Here is a 24,202-nt window from a genome sequence, read left to right as displayed (position 1 = left end):
AAGGTGAAGGCAGGTAGAAGAGTAAAGCGTCCGCGCCAAGGATGGCGCGGCTCGAGCCTCCAGGGAAGCTTGTTTTAACAAAAGAAGTACGGCGTCTTTACGATCTGCCTGTTTTCACCGATACGGGCACTTTGTCATTAACCTCAAGGCGCAATTAGCGCCCTATTCTCAATCTGTCACAATCAGCCTTCATGCAAACCGCATTCACGTTTTAGGCCGAAGAAACGTGTCTCTTCTTCGCTCATACCCGGTTCCCATTTACGGGTGGTATGAGTATCACCGACCGAGAGATAACCCTCTTCCCATAGCGGATGATAACTCAGGCCATGTTGCGTCAAATACTGGTAAACCTGCCGGTTATCCCAATCAATGATAGGGAGCAACTTGAAAACCCCGCGCGCAATGGCCAAAACCGGTAGTTTTGCACGACTCCCCGATTGTTCACGACGCAGCCCCGCAAACCAGGTTTGCGCACCTAGAGTTTCCAGTGCGCGGTTCATCGGCTCAACTTTATTCAAATCATTGTAGCGCTCAATCCCCTCAACACCCTGCTCCCATAGTTTGCCATAGCGAGCTTCTTGCCAGGCAGGGCTTTGCTGCGCGCGAAACACCTGCAAATTGAGCTGAAGTTTTTCGGTGAGAGAGTCAATAAACTGATAGGTTTCTGGGAACAGATAACCGGTATCAGTGAGGATCACCGGGATATCCGGCTGCTGGCGTGTCACCAGATGCAAGCAAACTGCGGCCTGAATACCAAAGCTGGAAGAGAGCACAAACTCACCGGGTAGATTTTCCAACGCCCAACTGACGCGCTCCTGTGCGGTTAGATGCTCCAATTGCCCATTAACCAGCGCCAATGCCGCCGCTTGTTCCGCTTTCGGCAGCGCATTAAGTTCATTGAGATTAAATTGGCTCACACCGCCTCCTGAACATCATAAAAGTCGCGGGCTGAATCTATCACCGGAGCAACAACACCGACGCGAATAACAAAATCACCGAAACCTTCATCAGTATGACGTTCCTTCGCCCAGCGCCCGACCAATTTATCGGTAATGGCCAGAATTTCATCTTCGGTAATGTTTTCACGGTACATCCGCGGTATTCGTGTACCTTCGCGATTGCCGCCCAGATGCAGGTTATAGCGGCCAACCGCTTTCCCCACCAGCCCCATTTCCGCCAATAAAGCACGGCCACAACCATTCGGGCAACCGGTGACGCGCATCACAATATGCTCATCAGGCAGACCATGCTGTTGCAAAATACCTTCAATACGGGTGACAAACTCCGGCAGGAAGCGTTCAGCCTCCGCCATCGCCAATGGGCACGTTGGGAACGAAACACAAGCCATTGAATTTTCACGCTGCGGGCTGACACTGTCATCCATCAGGCCATGTTCACGGGCCAATGCTTCAATGCGCGCTTTGTCTTTTTCCGGCACGCCAGCCACAATCAGGTTCTGGTTAGCGGTTAAACGGAAATCGCCCTGATGGATTTTGGCAATTTCCGCCACGCCGGTTTTCAGACTACGGCCTGGGTAATCCAGCAAACGGCCATTTTCGATAAATAAGGTCAGATGCCACTTTTTATCAATGCCTTTCACCCAACCGATACGATCGCCACGGCCAGTAAATTGATAAGGTTTGATGGCTGTGAAACTCACCCCGGCGCGCTTTTCAACTTCGGCTTTAAACACATCAACACCGACGCGCTCTAGCGTATATTTGGTTTTAGCATTCTTACGGTCAGTACGATTACCCCAATCGCGTTGGGTCGTCACCACCGCTTCAGCGATAGCTAAAGTGTGTTGTAGCGGGATATAGCCAAATTCACTGGCTTTACGTGGGTAAGTATTCTTATCACCGTGAGCAATAGATAACCCACCGCCGACCAGCACGTTAAAGCCGACTAACTTGCCCTTCTCCGCCACAGCGACAAAGTTAAGGTCATTGGCATGGAGATCCACATCATTTTGCGGCGGAATAACTACCGTCGTTTTAAATTTGCGTGGCAAATAAGTAGCACCGAGGATCGGTTCTTCATCCGTGGTCGCGACTTTTTCTGCATCCAGCCAGATTTCAGCGTAAGCACGGGTGCGCGGCAGTAAATGTTCAGAAATCTTCTTCGCCCATTCATAAGCTTCCTGATGGAGCACTGATTCCACCGGATTCGAGGTGCAAAGCACGTTACGGTTAACATCATTTGCCGTCGCCAATGCATCCAAACCTAATTGATTGAGCAACTGGTGAGCCGGTTTGACATTCCCTTTCAAAATGCCATGAAACTGGAATGTCTGGCGGTTAGTGATACGGATACTGCCGTATAAGGTGTTATCCGCAGCAAACTTATCAATACCCAACCACTGTTGTGGGGTGATGATTCCGCCGGGTAAACGGCAGCGCAACATCATGGCGTGACGTGGTTCCAGCTTCTGTTCAGCGCGCTCGGCACGGATATCACGGTCATCTTGTTGATACATGCCGTGAAAACGGATCAGCAAGAAGTTATCGCCGTTGAACCCGCCGGTCAGCCCGTCATTCAAATCTTCTGCAATCGTGCCGCGTAGGAAGTTGCTTTGCGACTTCATGCGCTCGCCGTCGGAGAGTTTACCGGTTACCACCAGTGGCCCTGGGTGTTTCTCATTCATCAGTACACATCCCGCTGATAACGGCGCGCCAGGCGCAGCTCACTTAAATATTCATCAGCCTGCTCAGCATCCATCGCGCCGTGCAGAGCCACCACGTCCAGTAAAACCTGCTCAACGTCTTTCGCCATGCGATTAGCATCGCCACAGACGTAAATGTGGGCACCTTGTTGGATCCAGTTCCACAGTTCTGCACCTTGTTCGCGCAGTTTGTCTTGTACATATATTTTATCGGCTTGATCGCGTGACCATGCCAGATCAATACGGGTCAGCAAGCCATCTTTGACATAGCGTTGCCATTCGACCTGATAGAGGAAGTCTTCGGTGAAATGTGGATTGCCGAACAGTAACCAGTTCTTGCCCGTAGCACCGTCGGCTTCGCGCTGCTGCATAAACGCACGGAACGGAGCGATACCGGTTCCTGGCCCAATCATTATCACTGGCGTTTCTGGGTTAGCCGGTAAACGGAAGTTATCGTTATGTTCGATAAAGATGCGAATATCACCATCCACTTCCAGCCGATCCGCCAGATAACCCGATGCACCACCTGTACGTGGCCGACCATCAATGTCATAGCGCACCACGCCAACGGTGATATGCACTTCATTCTCAGTTTCAGCTTGTGACGAGGCGATGGAGTAAAGTCGTGGGGTTAGTGGCCGTAACAGCGCAACCAGTTGATCGGCATTCAGGTCTGAAGGAGCCTGACGCACCATATCTACGATCGGCGTATTTTTGGCATATTGTTGCAGCGCGGGTTTATCCGCCAGCAAAGCAATCAATTTTTCATCACGGGAAAGTGCTGCATATTTATCGACGATCACCGTGGTGTTTTGTGTCAGTTCAAAATGGCTACGCAGTGCCTGTGACAGCGGCAGATTCTGCCCGTCGACGCTGACCAATTCATCACCTTTAAGCCACAATAGCGCCAACAACTCTTCGACCAATGCCGGGTCATTATCAAACCAGACCCCCAACGCATCTCCCGGTTGGTAGCGCAGCCCTGAGTCCCCTAACTCGATTTCAATATGGCGCACATCTTTTTCGGAGTTACGGCCCGTCACTTTTTGCTGCACAGATAACTGTGCGGTCAGTGGCGCAGCCTTGCTGTATGGGCTGGAGGTGAGTTCATCAACCGCGCCGCTTTGCGTAATCGCAGCAGCAGCGGATTGCGCGGGGACTCTTGCCTGCAATGTCGCCACAATCTGTTGACGCCACTGTAGTGCGGATTCTTGATATTCTGCATCGGCATCCACTCTCTCCAGCAGCCGCTGAGCGCCAAGCTCTGCCAGCTTATTGTCAAAATCTTTGCCTGCCTGACAGAAATGCTCGTAGGAGGTATCACCTAAACCAAACACCGCAAACACTGTTTCTGGCAATTTTGGCGCTTTTTTAGAGAATAAGAATTTATGCAATGCGACGGCTTCCTCCGCAGGTTCACCTTCGCCTTGAGTAGAAGCGACAATCACCAGCAAGCGTTCCTGCGCGATTTGTTTAAACTTATAATCACTGGCATTTACCAGATTGACGTTAAGTTTGGCAGCCAAAAGATCATCGCGTAACTGCTCCGCCAAACGGCGCGCATTGCCGGTCTGAGAGGCGGAAATCAGGGTGATCGTCACTGGCGCGGGTGCCGCCACCGCAGGGGCAACAACCGCGCCAGATTGCTGGTTAACCATGCCCCAGAAGTAACCGGACAACCATGCCATCTGGGTTGGGGAAAACTCACCCACCACCGCTTGTAAGCGGGCCAACTGCTCCGGCGATAGCGGAAGTAAAGAACAAGGAGGAGCCTGAGTCGTCATTGCAGTACTAATTCCTTTATGCTTAGCCACGAAAGGCACGGACAACTATCAGTGCAAACAGTTTGCGCTCAAAAGTCTTGATAGTTTGTAAGGTTAACCATCCCGATAATAACAATTAAAGAAGCGATGGAAATAATAAATAACTAAAACGACTAAGCAGTTTTTCAGGTAATAGATACGAGTTAAAGTATTCAACTTATTAGGAAAATTCACTTGTGGTTACATCAATCATACATAGGTCTACGTCTGTATATAAATCAGTAAGCTAGGTGATATAAATAAAAATATGGCAGACCCAATACCGCCGTCGTTACGCGCGATCATAGCCAGTATCGGTGCTTTCCGGTACTATGCGGCGGTTTTTGAGTCAATAAGGTCAAGACTATGAGCACTACCCTATTTAAAGATTTTCAGTTTGAAGCTGCCCACTTGTTGCCCCATGTACCAGAGGGCCACAAATGCGGTCGTTTGCACGGCCATTCATTTATGATCCGTATCGAGGTCACTGGTGAAGTTGATGCTCACTCCGGCTGGGTGATGGATTTTGCCGAGCTGAAAGCCGCATTTAACCCCATTTGGGAACGTTTGGATCATCATTATCTAAATGACATTCCTGGTTTGGAAAATCCGACCAGTGAAGTGCTGGCCAGTTGGATTTGGCAACAACTTAAACCGCAGTTACCAGAACTGAGCGCGGTGATGGTGAAAGAGACCTGTTCTGCGGGTTGTGTTTTTCGCGGCTAATAAATCGCGGCGAGTACAATTGATCCCCAAAGTCATTGGCGTTACAGCAAGGCTGCAAGCGAACAAATCCCGATGAGCTTACATAAGTAAGTGATTCGGGTGACAAATCTGTCGGGAGCAGATTTGAACGCTGCTTGCAGCGGCCTCACAGAGGCGAGGCTCATGGATGGGCCGAGTAATGAACGCAGCTAACAACGCTGTAACGTCAAGGACGAAGGGGATTAAGCGATATTTAAATACTTATGTGTCTGCATCGACAACCGCCAGTTCCTGGCGATACAGGTTTCAATACAGAGCTTGGTAGCCTCGTCTTTCTGGCTGATAGGCTGCAAGGCAATAATCCGCTTTTTGTCATCCGTCAGTGTTTCCAGCAATGCCTCCAGCGCCTCGATATCCCGTAGACGCCCCACTGGATGTTTAATTTCATCAGCTCGTTGCAATGCCTGAGGTAGCACTTTCAGGCCACCACGCATATTCACTTTTGGCGAAACTGTGACCCAAGTGGTGGCCGAACACCGCACTTCATGCGTACCGCTGGTTTCAATCTGACAACGGTAACCGGCCTGTTCCAACTGAGTCGTTAAAGGGAACAAGTCGTAAATAGCAGGCTCCCCCCCCGTTATCACCACATGGCGAGCGGTATAGCCTTGTTGAATGAAGAGATCCAATAGTTGCTGTTCACTGGCGGAACCCCAAGCATCACTTTCGGCAGTTTTTACCATGATGCGTTGCATATCGACTTCCCGATCGGCCTCTTTCTCCCAAGTGTGTTTAGTATCGCACCAACTGCAACCTACCGGACAGCCCTGCAAGCGCACGAAAATCGCCGGTACGCCGGTGAAGTAACCTTCGCCCTGCAAGGTCTGGAACATTTCATTAATCGGGTACTGCATCTGCATATCTATCCTGATTCAAGCCAATGGGCGATTATCGCAGATTCTCTGACTGTGACCAAACTGGCAACACTTCTGCTGCCAGTTTGTCTGTATCAGAGTATTACTCAATCACACCACAGGCCATCCGCGCACCGCCACCGCCTAATGGCATAGGATGGTCGGCATAATTATCACCACCGGCATGGATCATCAGCGCGTGTTTTTTAATCTCAGAAAGTGATTTCAGCCGTGGAGCCAATACCTGATAAGTAGCCGTACCATCGGCATTCACCACCAGCCCTGGCAGATCGCCAAGATGCCCTTGGTCATTATAAGGCCCAAGGTGTACGGCGGTTTTTTGTGGGTCAAAATGCCCCCCCGCAGCGAGTGCTGACACAGCTTTACCGTCTTTTTGCCCTGGCGCACAGTTTGGATTCTCATGCAGGTGAAAACCATGAATACCCGCCGCCAATCCGGTTAGCTTCGGCGAGAACAGTAAACCATAAGGCGTTTCGGTCACAGTCACGGTGCCGAGGGCCTTACCGTTACCGTCGGGCAGCGCTTCATTCATCGTTACGGTAACACCTGCCGCCAGCACACTGCCGGTAAAAAGTATCGCCGGTAACGTTAAGTATTTCAGTTTCATCAGTTATCATCCTTTATGCATTATTGTCGAATCATTCAGATACTCATCAATGATAACGGATGATGAATTATCTGCACGGGTGTGGAGCTTGGGATGTGAGTCAGATGAGGCCGTGCCTGCGAGATTCAGATTAATCTCGCAGGAAACACGCAGTAATAATAGGTTAATTAGAGAAGAATCAAACTGGCTTACTGGTGTTCTACGGTATTGAAGTTTAGCTCACGGCTAACATATTACCGAGGCTTTCCAATGGATTAGAATACGGTGATGAGACATTAGTGTTGACTAGCTCACGATTATCAAGAGTTGCAGAGATATTATCAGTTAAAGAGCGAATATCAGATTCACCCGAGTCAAGCGCTGCAATATTGCTACCATCTAATTCATTTAGTAATTCATAGTACCTATCTTCAGTTATAGTTAGATTATTTACTCTTCTAAATGCTCGATATAACATTTCCTCATTAACATTTCGACTAAGCCCTTCATTAAGAAGTTCAAATTTATTATTTTTTCTAGAATTAAAACAAACCTCATTAACCAATTTCTTAGAAGCATTGTTATCTATTAAAACCAGAATGTTAGCCAATTCCTCCCTTGAAGTAGATCTTGGATTAACCACACCATGCGGCAAGAAATCATTATATTTGTCTTTAACATCATCGTGGCATGGTAAATATGATATCAACTGAGAAAAACTAAGTGGATCTGTTACATTGACATTACAAATAGCTGTAAATTTAATATTAACGTCATCTTTAAAATTACTTTCTCTAAATTCAACCCCATAAGTATCAATTTTATTTAATGCAGCTTTAAACTCATAATAGCTAAAACCTCCGGTGGAAAAATTATTCATTTCAATAAAACTGGCACCTTCCTCTTCTAAAAAAACTAATTTTGCCACAGAATTAAAATCACCAATATTATGGTCTAACATTATATTTGCGATATTGTTGCTAACACCATATGCCTCTGCGACATTCTTGGCATTAACTTCTGATATTCCTTCCTCCACACTAAATCTTTCACTGATTTTTCTCTCCATCTCTTTTATCCTGATTAAAATCTCATCTGAAACAGACTGTTTTACATATACTTGAGTAGGTGAGTTTTCCATATATGTCCTTATAAAAGAAAAATAGATTAAATAGCTAGAATATTATTTACGCTAAATAATTATACATACTTTACATAACATCCCGTCTCAAATTATCTTTATAAGTATTATTATTCTTTACCACCAAAATAAATCCATAAAAAAACCCACCTATTAAGGTGGGTTATCAACAAACTGCTTTACAGAAGGTAGAGCGCAGTAATTACTGGCCTTTAACTTCTTTAAGACCGTTGAATGGTGCGCGGTCACCCAGCGCTTCTTCGATACGGATCAGTTGGTTGTATTTAGCAACACGGTCAGAGCGGCTCATAGAACCGGTTTTGATTTGGCCAGCTGCAGTACCAACTGCCAGGTCGGCAATAGTAGCATCTTCGGTTTCGCCTGAACGGTGAGAGATAACCGCGGTGTAACCTGCATCTTTCGCCATCTTGATAGCAGCCAGAGTTTCGGTCAGAGAACCGATCTGGTTGAATTTAATCAAGATAGAGTTAGCAACGCCTTTGTCGATACCTTCTTTCAGGATCTTGGTGTTGGTTACGAACAGGTCGTCACCAACCAACTGGATTTTGTCACCCAGAACTTCGGTCTGGTATTTGAAGCCAGCCCAGTCAGATTCGTCCAGACCGTCTTCGATAGAAACGATTGGGTACTGTTTGGTCAGGTCTTCCAGGAAGTGAGTGAACTCTTCAGAAGTGAAAGCTTTGTTGCCTTCGCCAGCCAGAACATATTTGCCATCTTTGTAGAATTCAGATGCAGCACAGTCCATCGCCAGAGTGACGTCTTTGCCCAACACGTAGCCTGCCTGTTTTACCGCTTCAGCGATAACAGCCAATGCTTCGGCGTTAGAACCCAGGTTTGGCGCGTAGCCGCCTTCGTCGCCTACCGCAGTGCTCATGCCTTTGGATTTCAGAACTTTAGCCAAGGTATGGAACACTTCAGAACCGATGCGAACCGCTTCTTTCAGAGTTTTAGCGCCCACTGGCTGAATCATAAACTCTTGAATATCAACGTTGTTATCAGCATGTTCGCCGCCGTTGATGATGTTCATCATCGGCAATGGCATAGAGAATTTGCCTGGGGTGCCGTTCAGTTCAGCAATGTGCTCGTACAAAGGCATACCTTTAGACGCTGCTGCGGCTTTCGCAGCGGCCAGAGAAACAGCCAGGATGGCGTTAGCACCAAACTGGGATTTGTTCTCAGTACCGTCCAGATCGATCATGATTTTATCGATATTAGCCTGATCTTTGGCATCTTTACCGATAACTGCCTGAGCAATTGGGCCATTTACTGCTGCAACGGCTTTCAGAACGCCTTTGCCCAGGAAACGGGATTTGTCACCGTCACGCAGTTCCAGTGCTTCACGGGAACCAGTAGAAGCACCTGATGGTGCCGCAGCCAAACCAACAAAACCGCCTTCCAGATGAACTTCGGCTTCTACAGTTGGGTTACCACGGGAGTCGATGATTTCGCGACCGATGACTTTAACGATTTTGGACATTAGATTTTCCTCAGTACAAGTTAAACTAAAACTCCAGACAGAGGGGGCGACATCGCTGCCGCCCCTTCTACCAAATATTTTATTTCACCTGGCGCTTCTGATAATCACCAGCCGCTTTTACAAAACCGGCGAACAACGGGTGACCATCACGCGGCGTCGAAGTAAATTCTGGATGGAACTGACAAGCCACAAACCACGGGTGATTTGGTAACTCGATGATTTCCACCAGTTTGTTATCCGCAGAACGCCCTGCTACACGCAACCCGGCGGCTTCAATCTGCTTCAACAACATGTTGTTTACTTCATAGCGATGGCGATGACGTTCAACGATGGTAGGTTCGCCATACATCTGGCGCACCAGGCTACCGTCGGTCAGGTGACACTGCTGCCCACCCACACGCATAGTCCCGCCCAAATCGCTCTCTTCCGAGCGTACTTCAACGTTGCCGTCTTCATCACGCCATTCGGTGATTAATGCAACCACCGGATACTTACAGTCTGGCACAAATTCTGTGGAGTTCGCGTTTTCCATCCCCGCCACATTGCGGGCAAACTCCATCAGTGCAACCTGCATACCCAGGCAAATACCCAGATAAGGAATATTGTGTTCACGGGCATAGCGTGCCGCCAGTACTTTGCCTTCCACACCACGGTAGCCGAAACCGCCGGGGATAAGGATAGCATCCAGCCCTTTTAGCATCTCTTCGCCGCGCGTTTCAACATCTTGCGAATCGATCAGCTTGATGTTCACCGTCAGGCGATTTTTCAGCCCACCGTGCTTGAGCGCTTCAATCACCGATTTATAAGCATCCGGCAGTTCTACGTATTTGCCGATCATCCCGATGGTCACTTCGCCACCCGGATTTGATTCTTCGTATAATACCTGTTCCCATTCAGCGAGATTTGCTTCAGGACAAGTTAAGCTGAATCGTTTACAAATATAATCGTCAAGGCCCTGTGATTTCAATAGCCCTGGGATTTTATAAATGGAATCAACATCTTTTAGGGAGATAACCGCTTTTTCTGGCACGTTGCAGAACAAGGCGATTTTGGCCCGTTCATTAGCAGGAACTGCGCGATCAGAACGGCAAATCAGCACATCTGGCTGAATACCGATAGAAAGCAGCTCTTTTACCGAATGTTGCGTTGGCTTAGTTTTCACTTCACCGGCAGCCGCCAGGTAAGGAACCAATGTCAGGTGCATGTAAAGTGTATGCTCGCGGCCAACATCAACCGCCATCTGACGAATGGCTTCGAGGAATGGCAGAGATTCAATATCGCCCACGGTACCACCAATTTCAACCAAAACGACATCGTGGCCTTCGCCGCCTTCGATGATGCGTTCTTTAATGGCATTGGTGATGTGAGGAATAACCTGAATGGTCGCACCCAAGTAGTCGCCACGGCGCTCTTTACGCAGAACTTCCGAGTAGATACGGCCGGTGGTGAAGTTATTACGGCGGGTCATTTTGGTGCGAATGAAGCGCTCGTAGTGCCCTAAATCCAGGTCGGTTTCAGCACCATCTTCGGTGACAAAAACTTCCCCGTGTTGTGTCGGGCTCATGGTGCCCGGATCCACGTTGATATACGGGTCCAGTTTCATGATGGTAACGTTGAGGCCACGGGCTTCAAGTATAGCCGCCAGAGAGGCTGCGGCAATGCCTTTACCCAGAGAGGATACGACCCCGCCGGTCACAAAAATATAATTAGTTGTCATGCTGAACCTGAAGTTTAGGTTTAAAGACGATGGAAGAACCAAGACGGGAAAGTAGTATACCCGAACCTTGGTTTCGCTACAAACTATCTCCGTACCAGTGACCGTTTTCACCGCTAAGACTGCACGGAATACCGCCTTACTATCCTTTATAATTCAATGCATTAGCGCAATTAAAATTCAACAACTCTCTGTCGGATGAATTAAAACACCTTACATTTCAGTTTCTTGCTTTTTAACTTGCTGCCAGGCCGCTTCCATTTCATCCAGTGTCGCGCTCTCCATAGCCTTACCTGACGCCATAACTATTTGTTCTACCTGACGAAAACGACGTTCAAACTTACGATTTGCAGCCTGTAAGGCATTTTCAGCCTTATGGCCTAAATGGCGAGATAAGTTAACGGTGGCAAACAGTAAATCGCCAATTTCATCACCTAATTTTTCTTCATCCACCACCGCCTGGCGAGCTTCAAACATCACTTCATCGATCTCTTCGTAGACTTTATCCAGCACCGGGCCAAGAGTGTCCCAATCAAAACCGACCGCTGCGCAACGCTTCTGGATTTTATGCGCTTTCATCAAGGCAGGCAGTGCATCAGGGATATCATCTAATGCCGAATATAACGCCTTCTCCGCCCTTTCTTCAGCTTTACGCGACTCCCACCCTGCCAATGCAGTGTCACTGCTAATTATAGCGTCTGAAGCGTTTTGCCGCGCATCAGGGAACACATGTGGATGGCGACGTTCCAGTTTATCGCAGATGGCATGACAAACATCATCGAACGCAAATAGCCCTTGCTCCTGCCCCATCTGCGCATAAAACACCACCTGAAACAGCAAGTCACCCAACTCATCACGCAAATCATCGAAATCCTTACGCGCAATCGCGTCAAGCACCTCATAGGTTTCTTCTAATGTATAAGGCGCAATAGTGTCGAAGGTCTGCGTGCGATCCCACGGGCAGCCATGCTCGGGGTCACGCAAAGTACGCATAATATCCAACAAACGTTGTAGCGCTAAAGCGGTGGTACCAGGGGAAGTCACTGATTGGGTCATTACTATTTATCACTTTTGTTATTTTGCACAATATCAGCGGAAAGGATAGGCAGAAGAGTAAAGTGTCCGCGCCACGGATGGCGCGGCTCAAGCCCCCAAGGATGGGTTTACGGCGTCTTTACGATCTGCCTATTCTCTCCGCCTCAGATACATTATTTATCAATATGCCAAAGCGCAGTAGCCGTTTAGAGATAACTAATTGCCGTGTAGCCGACGGGCGTCTATCACATCCGGCAACTGATTCAGTTTGGCTAACACTCTGCCCAGCACCTGTAGATTGTAGATCTCGATATCCATATCGATGGTTGCCATCATCTTTTTGGTATCACTACGGCTGGCAACCCCCAACACATTGACCTTTTCATTCGCCAAAATGGTGGTGATATCACGCAACAAGCCACTGCGATCATTGGCAGTGACTCGCACCACTAATGAATAGCCGCTGGAATAGCTCTCCCCCCAGACCGCATCGACAATCCGCTCAGGCGCATGGGATTGTAACTCGGCTAGCTGCTCGCAATCGGCGCGGTGAATGGATATTCCGCGACCTTGGGTGATAAAACCAATAATTTCATCACCCGGAATAGGCTGGCAGCAGCGCGCAATATGGTGCATCAGGTTACCGACACCTTCGACGACAATGCGCCCGCTGTCTTTGCTGGCATTGCGTGGCGGTGGCTGATGTTTATTATTAAGATGGCGTAATGCCTCTAAATCAGCCTCTTCCGCCGTTGGCTTATTCAATTTGCCTTGCAGGAAGTTGACCATCTGATTCAGACGAATATCACCACCGCCAATAGCCGCCAACACTTCATCCATCGAATTCATGTTATAGCGCGGCACCAGCAGCTTCTCTGCCTCTTTCAGGCTGATATCCATGTGCTCCAGCTCGTCATCCAACATCTGGCGGCCAGCAAGAATATTCTTGTCTCTGTCTTGTTTTCTAAACCAGTTATGAATCTTGGAGCGCCCGCGACTGGTGGTAACATAACCGAGGTTAGGATTCAGCCAGTCACGGCTTGGGTTAGGCTGTTTCTGGGTGATTACTTCAATCTGATCACCCATCTGTAACTGGTAGGTAAATGGCACAATTCGGCCACTGATTTTAGCCCCAATACAGCGGTGCCCCACATCGCTATGAATATGGTAAGCAAAGTCCAACGGTGTCGAACCTGCTGGTAAATCAATGACATCCCCTTTCGGCGTAAACACATAGACCCGATCGTCAAATACCTGACTGCGCACTTCATCCAGCATTTCACCGGAATCCGCCATCTCTTCCTGCCAGGCAATCAGCTTACGTAACCAGGCAATGCGCCCTTCATAACCGGAGCGACCTGCGGCCACCGCACCTTCTTTATACTTCCAGTGTGCAGCAACCCCCAGTTCAGCATCTTCATGCATCTGACGAGTACGGATTTGAATTTCGAGTGTTTTGCCACGCGGCCCAAGCACTACGGTGTGGATCGACTGATAACCATTGGGTTTAGGGTTAGCAACGTAATCATCAAATTCATCAGGCAAATGGCGGAAATGGGTATGGACAATACCGAGTGCGGCATAGCAATCCTGTAAGCGCTCCACCACTACCCGCACGGCTCGCACATCAAACAGTTCATCGAAGGCCAGCGACTTCTTCTGCATTTTGCGCCAGATACTGTAGATATGCTTGGGGCGACCATAAATGTCGGCTTTGATCCCTTCATCTGCCATTGCTTTGTGCAATGTGGCTACAAAATCATCAATGAATTGCTCACGATCGATACGGCGCTCGTGGAGCAATTTGGCGATTTGCTTATATTCATCTGGATGCAAATAGCGGAAGCAGAAGTCTTCCAATTCCCACTTTATCTGGCCGATACCCAAGCGGTTAGCCAGTGGCGCATAGATATTGGAACACTCTTTGGCCGCCAGTACGCGCTCATCTTCCGGCGCATCTTTCACTTCACGTAAATGTGCAATGCGCTCTGCCAGTTTGATGACCACACAGCGGAAATCTTCCACCATCGCCAATAACATACGGCGCACGTTATCCACTTGCTCAGAGCTCATGGAGTCATTATGAGTGGCTTTCAACTGACGGATGGCATCCATATCGCGCACACCGTGCACCAGATAAGTAATACCTTTACCGAATTGTTCGGTTAACGTGGCTTCATCCACCACATTGGCATCCACCAGCGGGAACAGTAGCGCCGCGCGCATACTGTCATTATCCATGCTCAGGGTAGAAAGAATTTCCACCATTTCAAGGCCGCGCCACAGCAACAATGAGGCATCGGGATGGTTTTGCGTCTGCTGCTCACAATACCGCCAGGTTTCGGCCAGGCGCTCACCTGACTGCGGATTAGGAAGCCCCAAACTGGCGATCCAATCGTCGAGAGCAAACTCGCCCGCTGGATTCAAATGTGCACTTCGTACCGCAACCATAACTTCTCCCTACTTTGCGACCCCTGGCTCCTGCATAAACAGCGCCATAGATTCAAGATGCCCGGTGTGGGGAAACATATCCAACATTCGCACCTGAGCAAGACGGTAACCGGCGGCTAACAGCACCTGACTATCCCGTGCCAGCGTGGTGGGATTACACGAAACATACACCACCCGCTTCGGCGCCAGTTTGACTATGTGTGACATAACCCCAGCAGCACCTGCGCGTGCGGGATCTAACAATACTTTATCGAAACCTTGCGCCGCCCACGGCTGACGGCTAATGTCAGACTCCAGATTCTCATGAAAAAATGACACGTTGGCTAGCCCATTAGTCAGGGCATTATATTGCCCATTCGCTACCAGCGCCGCAACTCCTTCCACCCCGACGACATTGCGCGCACGTCGCGCCAGTGGCAATGTGAAATTACCCATACCGCAGAACAGATCCAACACCCGCTCATGCGGCTCGACTTCAAGCCATTCTATAACCTGAGCCACCATTTGCTGGTTAACCACATCATTGACCTGAATAAAATCCCGCGGGTGAAATGCTAAGCGTAGACCGTCAATCTGGTAATAGGGGTCTTCACCAATCAGTTTTTCCAAACTGTCGCTGTTAGCGGCCAGATATACCGCGATCTGTTCCCGTTTGGCAAATTCGGTCAGAGCCTTACGGTCTACCTCGTTAAGGGTATCAAGGTGGCGCAAAACCAGCAACGGCCCGTTATCAGCTAATACCAACTCTACATGCCCTAACCGACGAACAGCTTTTAATTCAGACAAACACTGATAGAGCGGTTGCAACAAATGCTCCAATTCTGGCCTCAGGACCGGGCAATGTTTTATACTGACTACATTATGGGATTCAGTGCGGTGAAAACCCATTTGCAGCCGTTGCTGTTTAGGCTGATACATCAGCGCCAACCTGGCCCGCCGCCGATAGCCGTACTCTGGGCCACAGATTACCGGTTCTAATTTGACGTGTGCGCCAGTTTCCCGTGCGACCAACCGGGTGAGTGCATCTGCTTTGCTATTGCGCTGTAATTGAGCACAGGCATGTTGCTGTTGACAGCCTCCACAAATACCAAAGTGAGGGCAAGGGGGAGTGACTCTTTCACAACTTTGGTTAAGTAAACGTTTAAGCTTACCGTGCCCATACTGGCGTTTCTGTGCAACCAGCTCAATTTCGGCCTGCTCCCCCGGTAAAACGCCGGGGATAAAAATAGCTTTTCCCTGATAGCGTGCAACGCCCTGCCCAAATGGGTCCAGCGAGTTTACGGTCACAGTTATCGTTTGGTGGGTCGTCACACATCGGTTTGGGGAGTAGAATTGTGCCATATTGATTGATTAAGCATCGGTTACGTAAGCTATTAATTATCCCACATTGGAATACCATGACCAAATACAGTCTTCGCGCGCGCATGATGATTTTAATCCTGGCCCCCACGCTGCTTCTTGGGCTGTTACTCAGCACGTCGTTTATGGTAAATCGCTATAATGAACTGCAAAACCAAGTAGTTAACGCGGGTACGAATATTATCGAACCGCTAGCCGTTGCCAGCGAGTATGGAATGACCTTCCGCAATCGCGATACAGTTCGCCAGTTGATTAATCTACTTCATCGTAGACACTCGAGCATTGTTCGGTCAATATCCGTTTTTAACGCAGATAATAATCTTTTCGTCACATCTAACTATAATTACAATTCCTCACAATTAAGATTGCCCAACGGCGAGCCAATTCCGACGTCACTAATGCTCTCCTATCGCGGCGATTCCTTAATCCTGCGTATGCCCATCGTCGCTGAGTCTAATTTAACCAGTCAGCGATCTTCAGATCCGAATCAGGTTAATAAGCCATTAGGCTATATCGCGATGGATTTGGATCTGCAATCAGTACGCCTACAACAATATAAAGAAGTCTTTATTTCCACCTTACTACTGCTGTTTTGCATGTGTGTAGCGATTTTGTTTGCTTATCGCCTAATGCGCGATGTCACCGGCCCGATCCGTAATATGGTAAATACTGTAGACCGTATTCGTCGTGGGCAGTTAAATAGTCGGGTTGAAGGGCATATGCTCGGGGAATTGAATATTCTCAAAAATGGCATTAACTCGATGGCAATGTCGCTGGCGGCCTATCACGAAGAGATGCAGCAAAATATCGATCAAGCCACGTCTGATCTACGCGAAACATTAGAACAGATGGAGATCCAGAACGTCGAGTTGGGACTGGCGAAAAAACGCGCGCAGGAAGCCGCACGGATTAAATCGGAGTTTCTGGCCAATATGTCGCATGAGTTGCGTACACCACTCAATGGGGTGATTGGTTTTACCCGCCAAACGCTGAAGACCTCACTGACGCCGACACAAACCGACTATTTGCAAACCATCCAGCGCTCTGCCAACAACCTGTTGTGTATCATTAATGATGTGCTGGACTTTTCCAAGCTGGAAGCCGAGAAGCTGATCCTTGAGCATATCCCTTTCTCACTGCGTGGCGCACTGGATGAAGTGGTTATCCTGCTGGCACATACCGCCCATGAAAAAGGCCTGGAACTGACGTTGCATGTGAACAATGACGTGCCAGAGCAGGTGGTCGGTGATGCCATGCGATTGCAGCAAATTGTGACAAACCTGCTGGGAAATGCGATTAAATTCACTGAACAGGGCAATATTGATATTCTGGTTGCGGTGCGGGCAATCGCCAGCCAGCAGGTCACGCTGGTGGTCGAAATACATGATACCGGCATCGGTATTTCTGAGTCGCAACAGGCTCAGTTATTCCAGGCGTTTCGTCAGGCGGATGCCAGTATTTCGCGTCGTCACGGCGGCACCGGGCTTGGGCTGGTAATTACTGAAAGATTGGTCAAAGAGATGGGAGGCGACATCAGTTTCCACAGTCAGGTGGATCGCGGATCAACGTTCCGGTTTTATATCACATTGGATCTTAACGACACTATAAGGGCTTCCCCGGCATGTCAACGCCGGTTTTATGGTTTCTGTCTGCTCGTCAGTAAAAGAAAGGGGAGAGACTGCGGTACTATAAACGGCCATGATGAATCGTTATCGATTCGGGCCCTGATGAAAGACGCGCGTGAGGTTCTTGTTCGTTAAGCGGATACGTATATCCTGTACAATAGCCAGATAGGCCTCACGGGGTCTAACCCTTTTTCATCAACGAGTTGCAGGTCAGATGGTTATACTGCTTTGTGCTTTAGCTGGCTGAGTACAGCCTGAAATCATCACCGTAATGCAACGATGCCCAGCACAGCCTCGCGTTTTTGGCGGCGATGGCCACAACAGCCCGCCAGTACCCTCTGCGCTCAACCAACGTACAAACCCAGCGGCTGAATGAGTCAGTCCTTTTCTCTGCACCAATCAAAACCGAACGGGCTCCCTGAACCAGAAGCGTTCGCAGATATGAATCGCCCGCTTTCGTTATTCTGCCCAGCTTTGATTTTCCGCCACTGCTGTACTGTGATGGTGTAAGTCCCAGCCAAGCTGCCAGTTGGCGTCCATTCTTAAAATCATGGGCATTACCGATACTGGCGACCAACGCACAAGCCGTTGTGGGACCAATCCCCTTCAGTTCCATCAGTCGTTGGCTGCGGTGATCCGTTTTTGCCATGCGGGACAGGATCCGGTCATATTCAGCGATGTTATCTTCAATGCGATTAATGTGTTCCAGCAGATCATCAACGCATTGCTGAACCTGAAGCGGCAAAGAATTCTTCTGTTCAGAAACCATGTGGCGCAGGGCATCTGTACTTTGTGGAGCGATGACGCCGAATTCAGATATCAAACCTCTTAATCGGTTATATGTTGCTGTTTTCTCTTCGATAAAACCTTGTCTGGTACGGTGTAGACATTGCATCGCCTGCTGACTCTCATCCTTCACTGGCACGAACCGCATATGCGGGCGACGGACAGCCTCACAAATAGCCTGGGCATCAGCTGCATCATTTTTCCCTGATTTACCGGCCATGCGGTAAGGCGATACGAACTTTGCAGCCATCAAACGGGGCTCATGGCCATACTGCCGAAACACTCTTGCCCAGTAATGGGCGCCGGAGCACGCCTCCATCCCGATGACACAAGGAGGTAAACTTGCAATCAACTCTGGAAGCGCTGCACGCGATACTTTGGGTTTAACCAGAACAGTTTTTCCATTTTGATCAACGCAGTGAACAGCGAACACATTTTTAGCAAGATCGATACCGACAGTAGTGATAGTCATAACTAATCCCTCCAAGGCTATGTTTACCCCATGATTACACAATAGTTAATCAGGCGCATATCCAGGGGAAGTCCCTTCCATTCAATAGCCTATCGCCATCCGGATATGTCACGGTTAGAAGGGAAGACACTGGCTTATATTGAGCGTAACGCCGCCGCCGCAAGAGCGACGTTAGACCTGCTCAGTGTCACGCCATTGCAGATAACCCATAGCCCGACACTGGCTCAGTTGCCTGCACAGCATTATGATTTCTCGTTAGTTGGTGTGCCAATCCCATTCCGTAATAACATGGCCGTTCATCAGGATAAATTGATGGCGGCATTGAAAATCGCAGACCGCGTTATTTTGGCCCTACCAAGCCAGTCACAGGTGGAAGCAGAACAACTTAAGCAAATCGGGGCCAAGGCGTGCCTGGTTAAGCCATTATCATCCAATCGATTGATTCCTATACTGTTATCTGAAGATACTCCTTGTGAATTACCCCTATTGGAACAACCTCATAAACTGCCTAAGTTACCTTTCAAAGTGATGGCCGTTGACGACAACCCCGCTAACTTGAAATTAATTGGCACCCTGCTCGAAGAACTGGTTGAAGAGACCGTATTATGTGACAGCGGCGCTAAGGCGATTGCCTATGCCCGTGAAAATACCTTAGATATCATTTTGATGGATATCCAAATGCCAGAAATTGATGGTATCCGTGCCAGCGAAATCATTCATCAGATGTCACATCATCAGGACACCCCTATCATTGCCGTCACCGCTCATGCCGTCAGAGGGCAGCAAGAACAATTATTAAAATTAGGTATGGCAGACTATTTGGCAAAGCCTCTCGATGAAGCCCGGCTGATACAGGCTTTGGCTCGCTATCAACATAATAACCCGCCACCGCTCAAAACAGATATTACGCCGCTATCATCGCCACCACCAGGTCGCGAGGGCGCGATAGATTGGCCCCTCGCTGTCAGGCAAGCTGCAAATAAAGAAATGTTAGCTAAAGACTTATTAATCATGCTGTTAGAGTTTATGCCGCAAGTAACTCTGCGTGTAGACGCTATTCTGGCCGGAGCAGATGATGAGGATATTCTGAATCTGATTCACAAATTTCATGGCAGTTGTGCCTGTAGCGGTGTACCGCGGTTGAGGCAATTGTGTCTGACTATTGAGCAGCAGTTACGCAAGCAAACAAACTTGCAGGATTTACAACCTGAATGGCTTGAACTGATGGATGAGATGGATAACGTCCGCTGTGCTGCAAAAATCTATGTAGCGACAACGTAGTTACATTACTTAATCCAGTAAAAACAACAAAAAGGGCCCAGTTAAGATTAACTGTGCCCTTGAGGGTAACAACACCACTACATCAAATTGTTACTGCATTAATAAATAAATTGAAGTATCACCACGCTGAATGCTCAATGCCAATACCGATGGTTTGGTGTCGAGGATCTTCCGCAGCTCACCGAGGTTCTGCACTGGTTGTTGGTTAATCCCCATGATGATATCGCCTTTTTTCAGGCCAATACGTGCCGCAGCGGTCCCCGCTTTCACGCTATCAACTTTCACGCCTTTCTTACCGTTAACGTCAGTATTGCTCAACTCCGCACCTTCAATCCCGGTGTAGAGATTGCCGGAGTCAACCTGAGTTTGGCTGCTCTGCTCCAGAGTGACCTCAACATTGATCGGTTTGCCGTCACGCAGCAGGCCCAGCGTCATTTTGCTCCCCACCGGTAAAGTACCGATTTCAGCACGGAAGCCAGCGAAGCTATTGATGGCTTTACCGTTCATACTGACAATCACATCACCCGCCTTGATCCCAGCTTTGGCCGCCGCAGATTTTGGCATGACCTGACTGATAAACGCGCCTTTCTGTGCATCCACTTTCATGGCTTTGGCCAGCTCAGAGTTCAACTCTGTGCCCATGATACCCAGTTCGCCACGTTTCACTTGGCCGAACTCAACCATCTGTGATGTCAGGTTTTTCACCATGTTACTTGGGATAGCAAACCCGATACCGATATTACCGCCATCCGGAGCCAGAATTGCGGTGTTAATTCCGATCAGCTCACCGTTGAGATTGATCAACGCACCGCCAGAGTTACCCCGGTTAATCGCAGCGTCAGTCTGGATAAAGTTTTCGTAGTTTTCCACATTCAAACCACTGCGTCCCAAGGCCGACACGATACCTGAGGTGACGGTTTCACCCAGCCCATAGGGGTTACCAATAGCAACGGTATAATCCCCGACGCGCAGTTGGTCAGAATCAGCAATTTTAATCGCAGTCAGATTCTTAGCATCTTTGAGCTGTAACAGTGCAATATCGGTACGTGGATCTTTACCGATCACTTTTGCTTCATAGCTGCGCCCATCACTTAACTTTACGTTGATTTTGGTGGCATTATCGACAACGTGGTTATTAGTAACCACATAACCCTTAGCGGCATCAATGATCACACCCGAACCAAGGGAACGAAACTCCTGTTTACTTGGCTGACCACCTTGACCGCCCTGCCCCCCCTGACACATCGGAGAGCCTTGGAACGGCGAACCATCCTGGCAGAATGGAGAGTCATCACCAAAGAATTGCTGGAACTGTGGTGGCATCCGGCCCGCAGCACCGGCATTGCTAACCTGCGTACTGCCTTCTACATTAATACTGACGACCGAAGGCATAACTTTCTCTAGCATAGGCGCCAGGCTAGGAAGCTGCTGGCTGCTGGAAGAAGCCGTTTCTGCCGCAACCGCAGAAGAGACCGGCCCCAGGGCGAAACCGATGCTCAATGCCAATGCACTTAACACTAAAGTTGTTTTTTTCATGTATTCAAGTTCTCGCTATACAATTAACAATTGGGTCAATTAAATGATACGTAACAAACTTACGTCTTGCATAGTAAGATTAAATATGGGGAATGAAGTTCACAGAGCTAATAATAGCAATAGTAAAAAATATTGTCCGTCTTTACAAAACTATAACTTATTAAACGGACAACTCGCCATTACTCGATATGTTATTCCGCAGCCATTAAACGACGATACTCATCGTAAGCATAAAGATCTGTCATACCGCTGATATAATCCTGGATTAGCCGCGCACGATAATAATATTCATATATCTCATATTGTTCAGTCGGTAAATTACGTAAATTTTCGGTTGATTCAACATAAGCCAACCGATGTTTCGTCGACAATTTATGGAACAACCGAGTTTCAATGGGATACTGGCGGTGAGTGTCTTCTACTACCAATTGGGTAAATGCAGTTTGCGGCATAGCTAATAGCGGGCTATAAATATCCAGCAACCCACTTATTACTCTATACCCTTGTAATTCAAGCTGTTCTACTTCCGGATGATTAAATACGTGTTTCGCTGCGACCTTTTTGAAGGTTTGCAGTAATTTACACGCAGGACTAGAATCTTCTAATAAAGCTTGATTAAACGAACCACAAAATACTGCCGGAAGATGTTCAATAAAGCGTTGTGCGGCATGAGGAACTAATTTCCCCACGGTATTCACCCGTAAATACATGAAAAATTGATCTTCTGAACTACGCCGCCCCTGCCCACGGCCTAATTGACGGAATGCACCACCGACGACTTTATCAAACAGATCACCGTGAGTCACCTCGCCCCACTCCTGCATCAGATGCTCATAAAGTTGCTCTACGCTGAAAATAGTTTTTTCGACAGCATCCTCGAGGTCAGCAATACAATAAGAAATATCATCAGCCGCTTCCATAATATATGTTAGAGGAAAACGGTTAAACTCGCCCATATTGAGTTCGCGACGTAAATCTTTAACATAGTGTTCTTCGGCCAGATAAAAACCCGGTTTTTTCATCAAATAGTGATGTGACGGTGGGATATCAGCAGACCAATAAGCGGGTTTGGTATATTTAAGAATGCATCCGACCTGAGCATAAGTCAGATTCAGCTTTAATAAGCTGTAAACCAAGCGAATTGCCTGTGCATTCCCCTCAAACTGGCTGAGGTCATGACGGATTTTACTGCGCAAAATATTAAGTTCAGACTCACCTTCCCGCAGTTTCAGCACATGAATCAGGCACTGATCTTTGCCCCGAGGTTCAGCACCACCGCCATTAGGGTCCATCTGTTTGGTAAACCAGTTATTAATGGCCGATTCACCAAAATGACCAAACGGAGGGTTGCCAATGTCATGCATCAGGCAAGCCATTTCGACAATACTTTCAAAAGGATCAAGCAGTTTATCCAAACCATAAGCGGTGATTTTTTTATCCTGCTTAAAGCGATTCAGGATCTCTTTGGCGATATAACGCCCCACCTGCTGCACCTCCAGCGAATGGGTTAACCGACTACGTACTGCGGCATTGCGTTCCAGTGGGAATACCTGCGTTTTTTGCTGCAAACGCCGGATAGCGGCAGAATTAACTATCCTGCCACGATCACTTTCAAACACTCTGGTGATCTCGTATTCATCTTCCGCCGAGCTGGATTTACCAAATGGCCGCTGAAAACTGATTTTCTGCCTAAAGTCGATCCCGGACATATTTTCTCCTGATCATTACGCATAAACATGTGCTGTAAATAGTGATACCGGCTCCCGCCAGCAGATGCAATTGATTACGTATGAACTGCGGCACATTACGCATTTTCATTGCCGAATTACCCTGATATACGACTTACCTGATAAACTGTCTGCCGTTAATTACAGACTAATTCACTCTTTAAATCAGCAGGAATACATATGAAAGTAGGCATTATAGGTGCAATGGAAGAAGAAGTGACGTTGCTGCGTGACCAGATTAAAAACCGTGAAACACTGGCGCGTGCTGGCTGTGAAATTTACACCGGCCAATTGAATGGCGTTGACGTTGCATTACTTAAATCTGGCATCGGTAAGGTTTCTGCGGCAATGGGCACGACTTTGCTGTTAGAGCATTGCCAGCCTGATATGGTGATTAACACCGGTTCTGCGGGTGGCCTGGCCCCCAACCTGAAAGTCGGCGATATCGTTGTTTCCAGCGAAGTGCGCTATCACGACGCTGATGTGACCGCTTTCGGCTATGAACCAGGCCAAATGGCTGGCTGCCCGGCAGCTTTCGTTGCTGATGCCGAGCTGATTGCATTGGCAGAAAACTGCATCAAACAATTGAATCTGAACGCAGTGCGCGGCCTGATTTGCAGCGGTGATGCTTTTATTAATGGCGCAGCGCCTCTGGCACGCATCCGTGCCAGCTTCCCGACAGTAGCTGCCGTAGAGATGGAAGCCGCCGCCATCGGCCATGTATGCCACTTGTTCAAAACGCCCTTTGTTGTCGTTCGCGCCATTTCTGACGTGGCTGATCAGGAATCCCACCTCAGCTTTGACGAGTTCCTGGTGGTTGCGGCTAAACAATCCACTCGGATGATAGAAGCAATGTTGGCCACTCTGGGTCAACCCGCTTAATGATG

The 24,202-nt window shown here is 48.4% G+C and carries 16 protein-coding genes and 2 pseudogenes; 4 read left to right on the top strand and 14 right to left on the bottom strand.

From position 1 onward, the window contains the following. Positions 1 to 182: 182 nt before the first annotated feature. From AT01_RS16185 to cysJ, 3 genes are read right to left on the bottom strand one after another with little or no spacing between them, the layout of a single operon-like run. Positions 183 to 917 (bottom strand): phosphoadenylyl-sulfate reductase, encoded by a 735-nt coding sequence (locus AT01_RS16185; RefSeq protein WP_042547873.1) that lies wholly within the window; start codon positions 915 to 917, stop codon positions 183 to 185. Next, a complete protein-coding gene (gene cysI / locus AT01_RS16180; RefSeq protein ID WP_042547872.1) occupies positions 914 to 2,644 on the bottom strand; it encodes an assimilatory sulfite reductase (NADPH) hemoprotein subunit in 1,731 nt (576 codons plus the stop codon). The genes AT01_RS16185 and cysI overlap by 4 nt, the downstream gene beginning before the upstream one ends. Then, the gene (gene cysJ, locus AT01_RS16175) at positions 2,644 to 4,446 is read right to left on the bottom strand and encodes an NADPH-dependent assimilatory sulfite reductase flavoprotein subunit (protein WP_042547871.1); all 1,803 of its coding nucleotides are present in this window, start codon (positions 4,444 to 4,446) and stop codon (positions 2,644 to 2,646) included. Before cysJ ends, cysI begins: the two co-directional genes overlap by 1 nt. A gap of 384 nt (positions 4,447 to 4,830) precedes the next feature. Between cysJ and queD the strand changes: the two genes are divergently transcribed. Then, positions 4,831 to 5,190, top strand: a complete 360-nt coding sequence (gene queD, locus AT01_RS16170; RefSeq protein ID WP_042547870.1) for a 6-carboxytetrahydropterin synthase QueD — start codon at positions 4,831 to 4,833, stop codon at positions 5,188 to 5,190. A gap of 221 nt (positions 5,191 to 5,411) precedes the next feature. Here queD and queE read toward each other — a convergent pair whose 3' ends face one another. The 8 genes from queE to rlmD all read right to left on the bottom strand — a co-directional run bounded on the left by queE (position 5,412) and on the right by rlmD (position 15,870). Further along, positions 5,412 to 6,083, bottom strand: a complete 672-nt coding sequence (gene queE, locus AT01_RS16165) for a 7-carboxy-7-deazaguanine synthase QueE (protein ID WP_042548670.1) — start codon at positions 6,081 to 6,083, stop codon at positions 5,412 to 5,414. A 103-nt stretch (positions 6,084 to 6,186) separates the two neighbouring features. Then, positions 6,187 to 6,711, bottom strand: coding sequence for a superoxide dismutase family protein (sodC, locus tag AT01_RS16160; protein WP_042547869.1), 525 nt, complete (start codon positions 6,709 to 6,711; stop codon positions 6,187 to 6,189). A 214-nt stretch (positions 6,712 to 6,925) separates the two neighbouring features. After that, positions 6,926 to 7,831 carry a hypothetical protein gene (locus AT01_RS16155; protein WP_235427164.1) on the bottom strand — a complete coding sequence of 302 codons (906 nt, stop codon included), beginning with the start codon at positions 7,829 to 7,831 and terminating at the stop codon, positions 6,926 to 6,928. Positions 7,832 to 8,033: 202 nt separating this feature from the next. Next, the gene (gene eno, locus AT01_RS16150; protein ID WP_004701114.1) at positions 8,034 to 9,329 is read right to left on the bottom strand and encodes a phosphopyruvate hydratase; all 1,296 of its coding nucleotides are present in this window, start codon (positions 9,327 to 9,329) and stop codon (positions 8,034 to 8,036) included. 79 nt (positions 9,330 to 9,408) lie between these two features. Next, positions 9,409 to 11,046, bottom strand: a complete 1,638-nt coding sequence (gene pyrG, locus AT01_RS16145) for a glutamine hydrolyzing CTP synthase (protein WP_042547867.1) — start codon at positions 11,044 to 11,046, stop codon at positions 9,409 to 9,411. Between the two features lie 210 nt (positions 11,047 to 11,256). Continuing rightward, on the bottom strand, positions 11,257 to 12,099 hold the full coding sequence (mazG, locus tag AT01_RS16140; protein WP_042547866.1) for a nucleoside triphosphate pyrophosphohydrolase: 843 nt from the start codon (positions 12,097 to 12,099) through the stop codon (positions 11,257 to 11,259). A 195-nt stretch (positions 12,100 to 12,294) separates the two neighbouring features. Next, a complete protein-coding gene (gene relA / locus AT01_RS16135; protein ID WP_042547865.1) occupies positions 12,295 to 14,529 on the bottom strand; it encodes a GTP diphosphokinase in 2,235 nt (744 codons plus the stop codon). Between the two features lie 9 nt (positions 14,530 to 14,538). After that, positions 14,539 to 15,870: a 23S rRNA (uracil(1939)-C(5))-methyltransferase RlmD gene (gene rlmD / locus AT01_RS16130; RefSeq protein WP_042547864.1), complete on the bottom strand. Its 1,332-nt coding sequence runs from the start codon at positions 15,868 to 15,870 to the stop codon at positions 14,539 to 14,541. Positions 15,871 to 15,926: 56 nt separating this feature from the next. On the opposite strand from rlmD, the pseudogene barA reads away from it, so the two are divergent. Beyond that, positions 15,927 to 17,495, top strand: a pseudogene (gene barA, locus AT01_RS16125) (two-component sensor histidine kinase BarA); the annotation flags it as partial. A 253-nt stretch (positions 17,496 to 17,748) separates the two neighbouring features. On the opposite strand, the gene AT01_RS16120 reads toward barA, so the two are convergent. After that, a complete protein-coding gene (locus AT01_RS16120; protein ID WP_042545837.1) occupies positions 17,749 to 18,771 on the bottom strand; it encodes an IS110 family RNA-guided transposase in 1,023 nt (340 codons plus the stop codon). A gap of 81 nt (positions 18,772 to 18,852) precedes the next feature. On the opposite strand from AT01_RS16120, the pseudogene AT01_RS16115 reads away from it, so the two are divergent. After that, a pseudogene (locus tag AT01_RS16115) lies at positions 18,853 to 20,052 on the top strand (response regulator); the annotation flags it as partial. Positions 20,053 to 20,142: 90 nt separating this feature from the next. Here AT01_RS16115 and degP read toward each other — a convergent pair. Both degP and dgt read right to left on the bottom strand, forming a co-directional pair. Then, complete coding sequence (degP, locus tag AT01_RS16110; RefSeq protein ID WP_042547863.1) at positions 20,143 to 21,588, bottom strand: serine endoprotease DegP; 1,446 nt, start codon at positions 21,586 to 21,588, stop codon at positions 20,143 to 20,145. 191 nt (positions 21,589 to 21,779) lie between these two features. Beyond that, positions 21,780 to 23,297: a dGTPase gene (dgt, locus tag AT01_RS16105; RefSeq protein ID WP_042547862.1), complete on the bottom strand. Its 1,518-nt coding sequence runs from the start codon at positions 23,295 to 23,297 to the stop codon at positions 21,780 to 21,782. A 198-nt stretch (positions 23,298 to 23,495) separates the two neighbouring features. On the opposite strand from dgt, the gene mtnN reads away from it, so the two are divergent. Further along, positions 23,496 to 24,197 (top strand): 5'-methylthioadenosine/S-adenosylhomocysteine nucleosidase, encoded by a 702-nt coding sequence (gene mtnN / locus AT01_RS16100; RefSeq protein ID WP_042547861.1) that lies wholly within the window; start codon positions 23,496 to 23,498, stop codon positions 24,195 to 24,197. Positions 24,198 to 24,202 lie beyond the last annotated feature (5 nt).

This window comes from Yersinia aldovae 670-83 (assembly GCF_000834395.1).
Classification (GTDB): Bacteria; Pseudomonadota; Gammaproteobacteria; order Enterobacterales; family Enterobacteriaceae; genus Yersinia; species Yersinia aldovae.
Note: the sequence above shows the minus strand (reverse complement) of the source record. Positions and strands in the feature narration are given on the sequence as shown.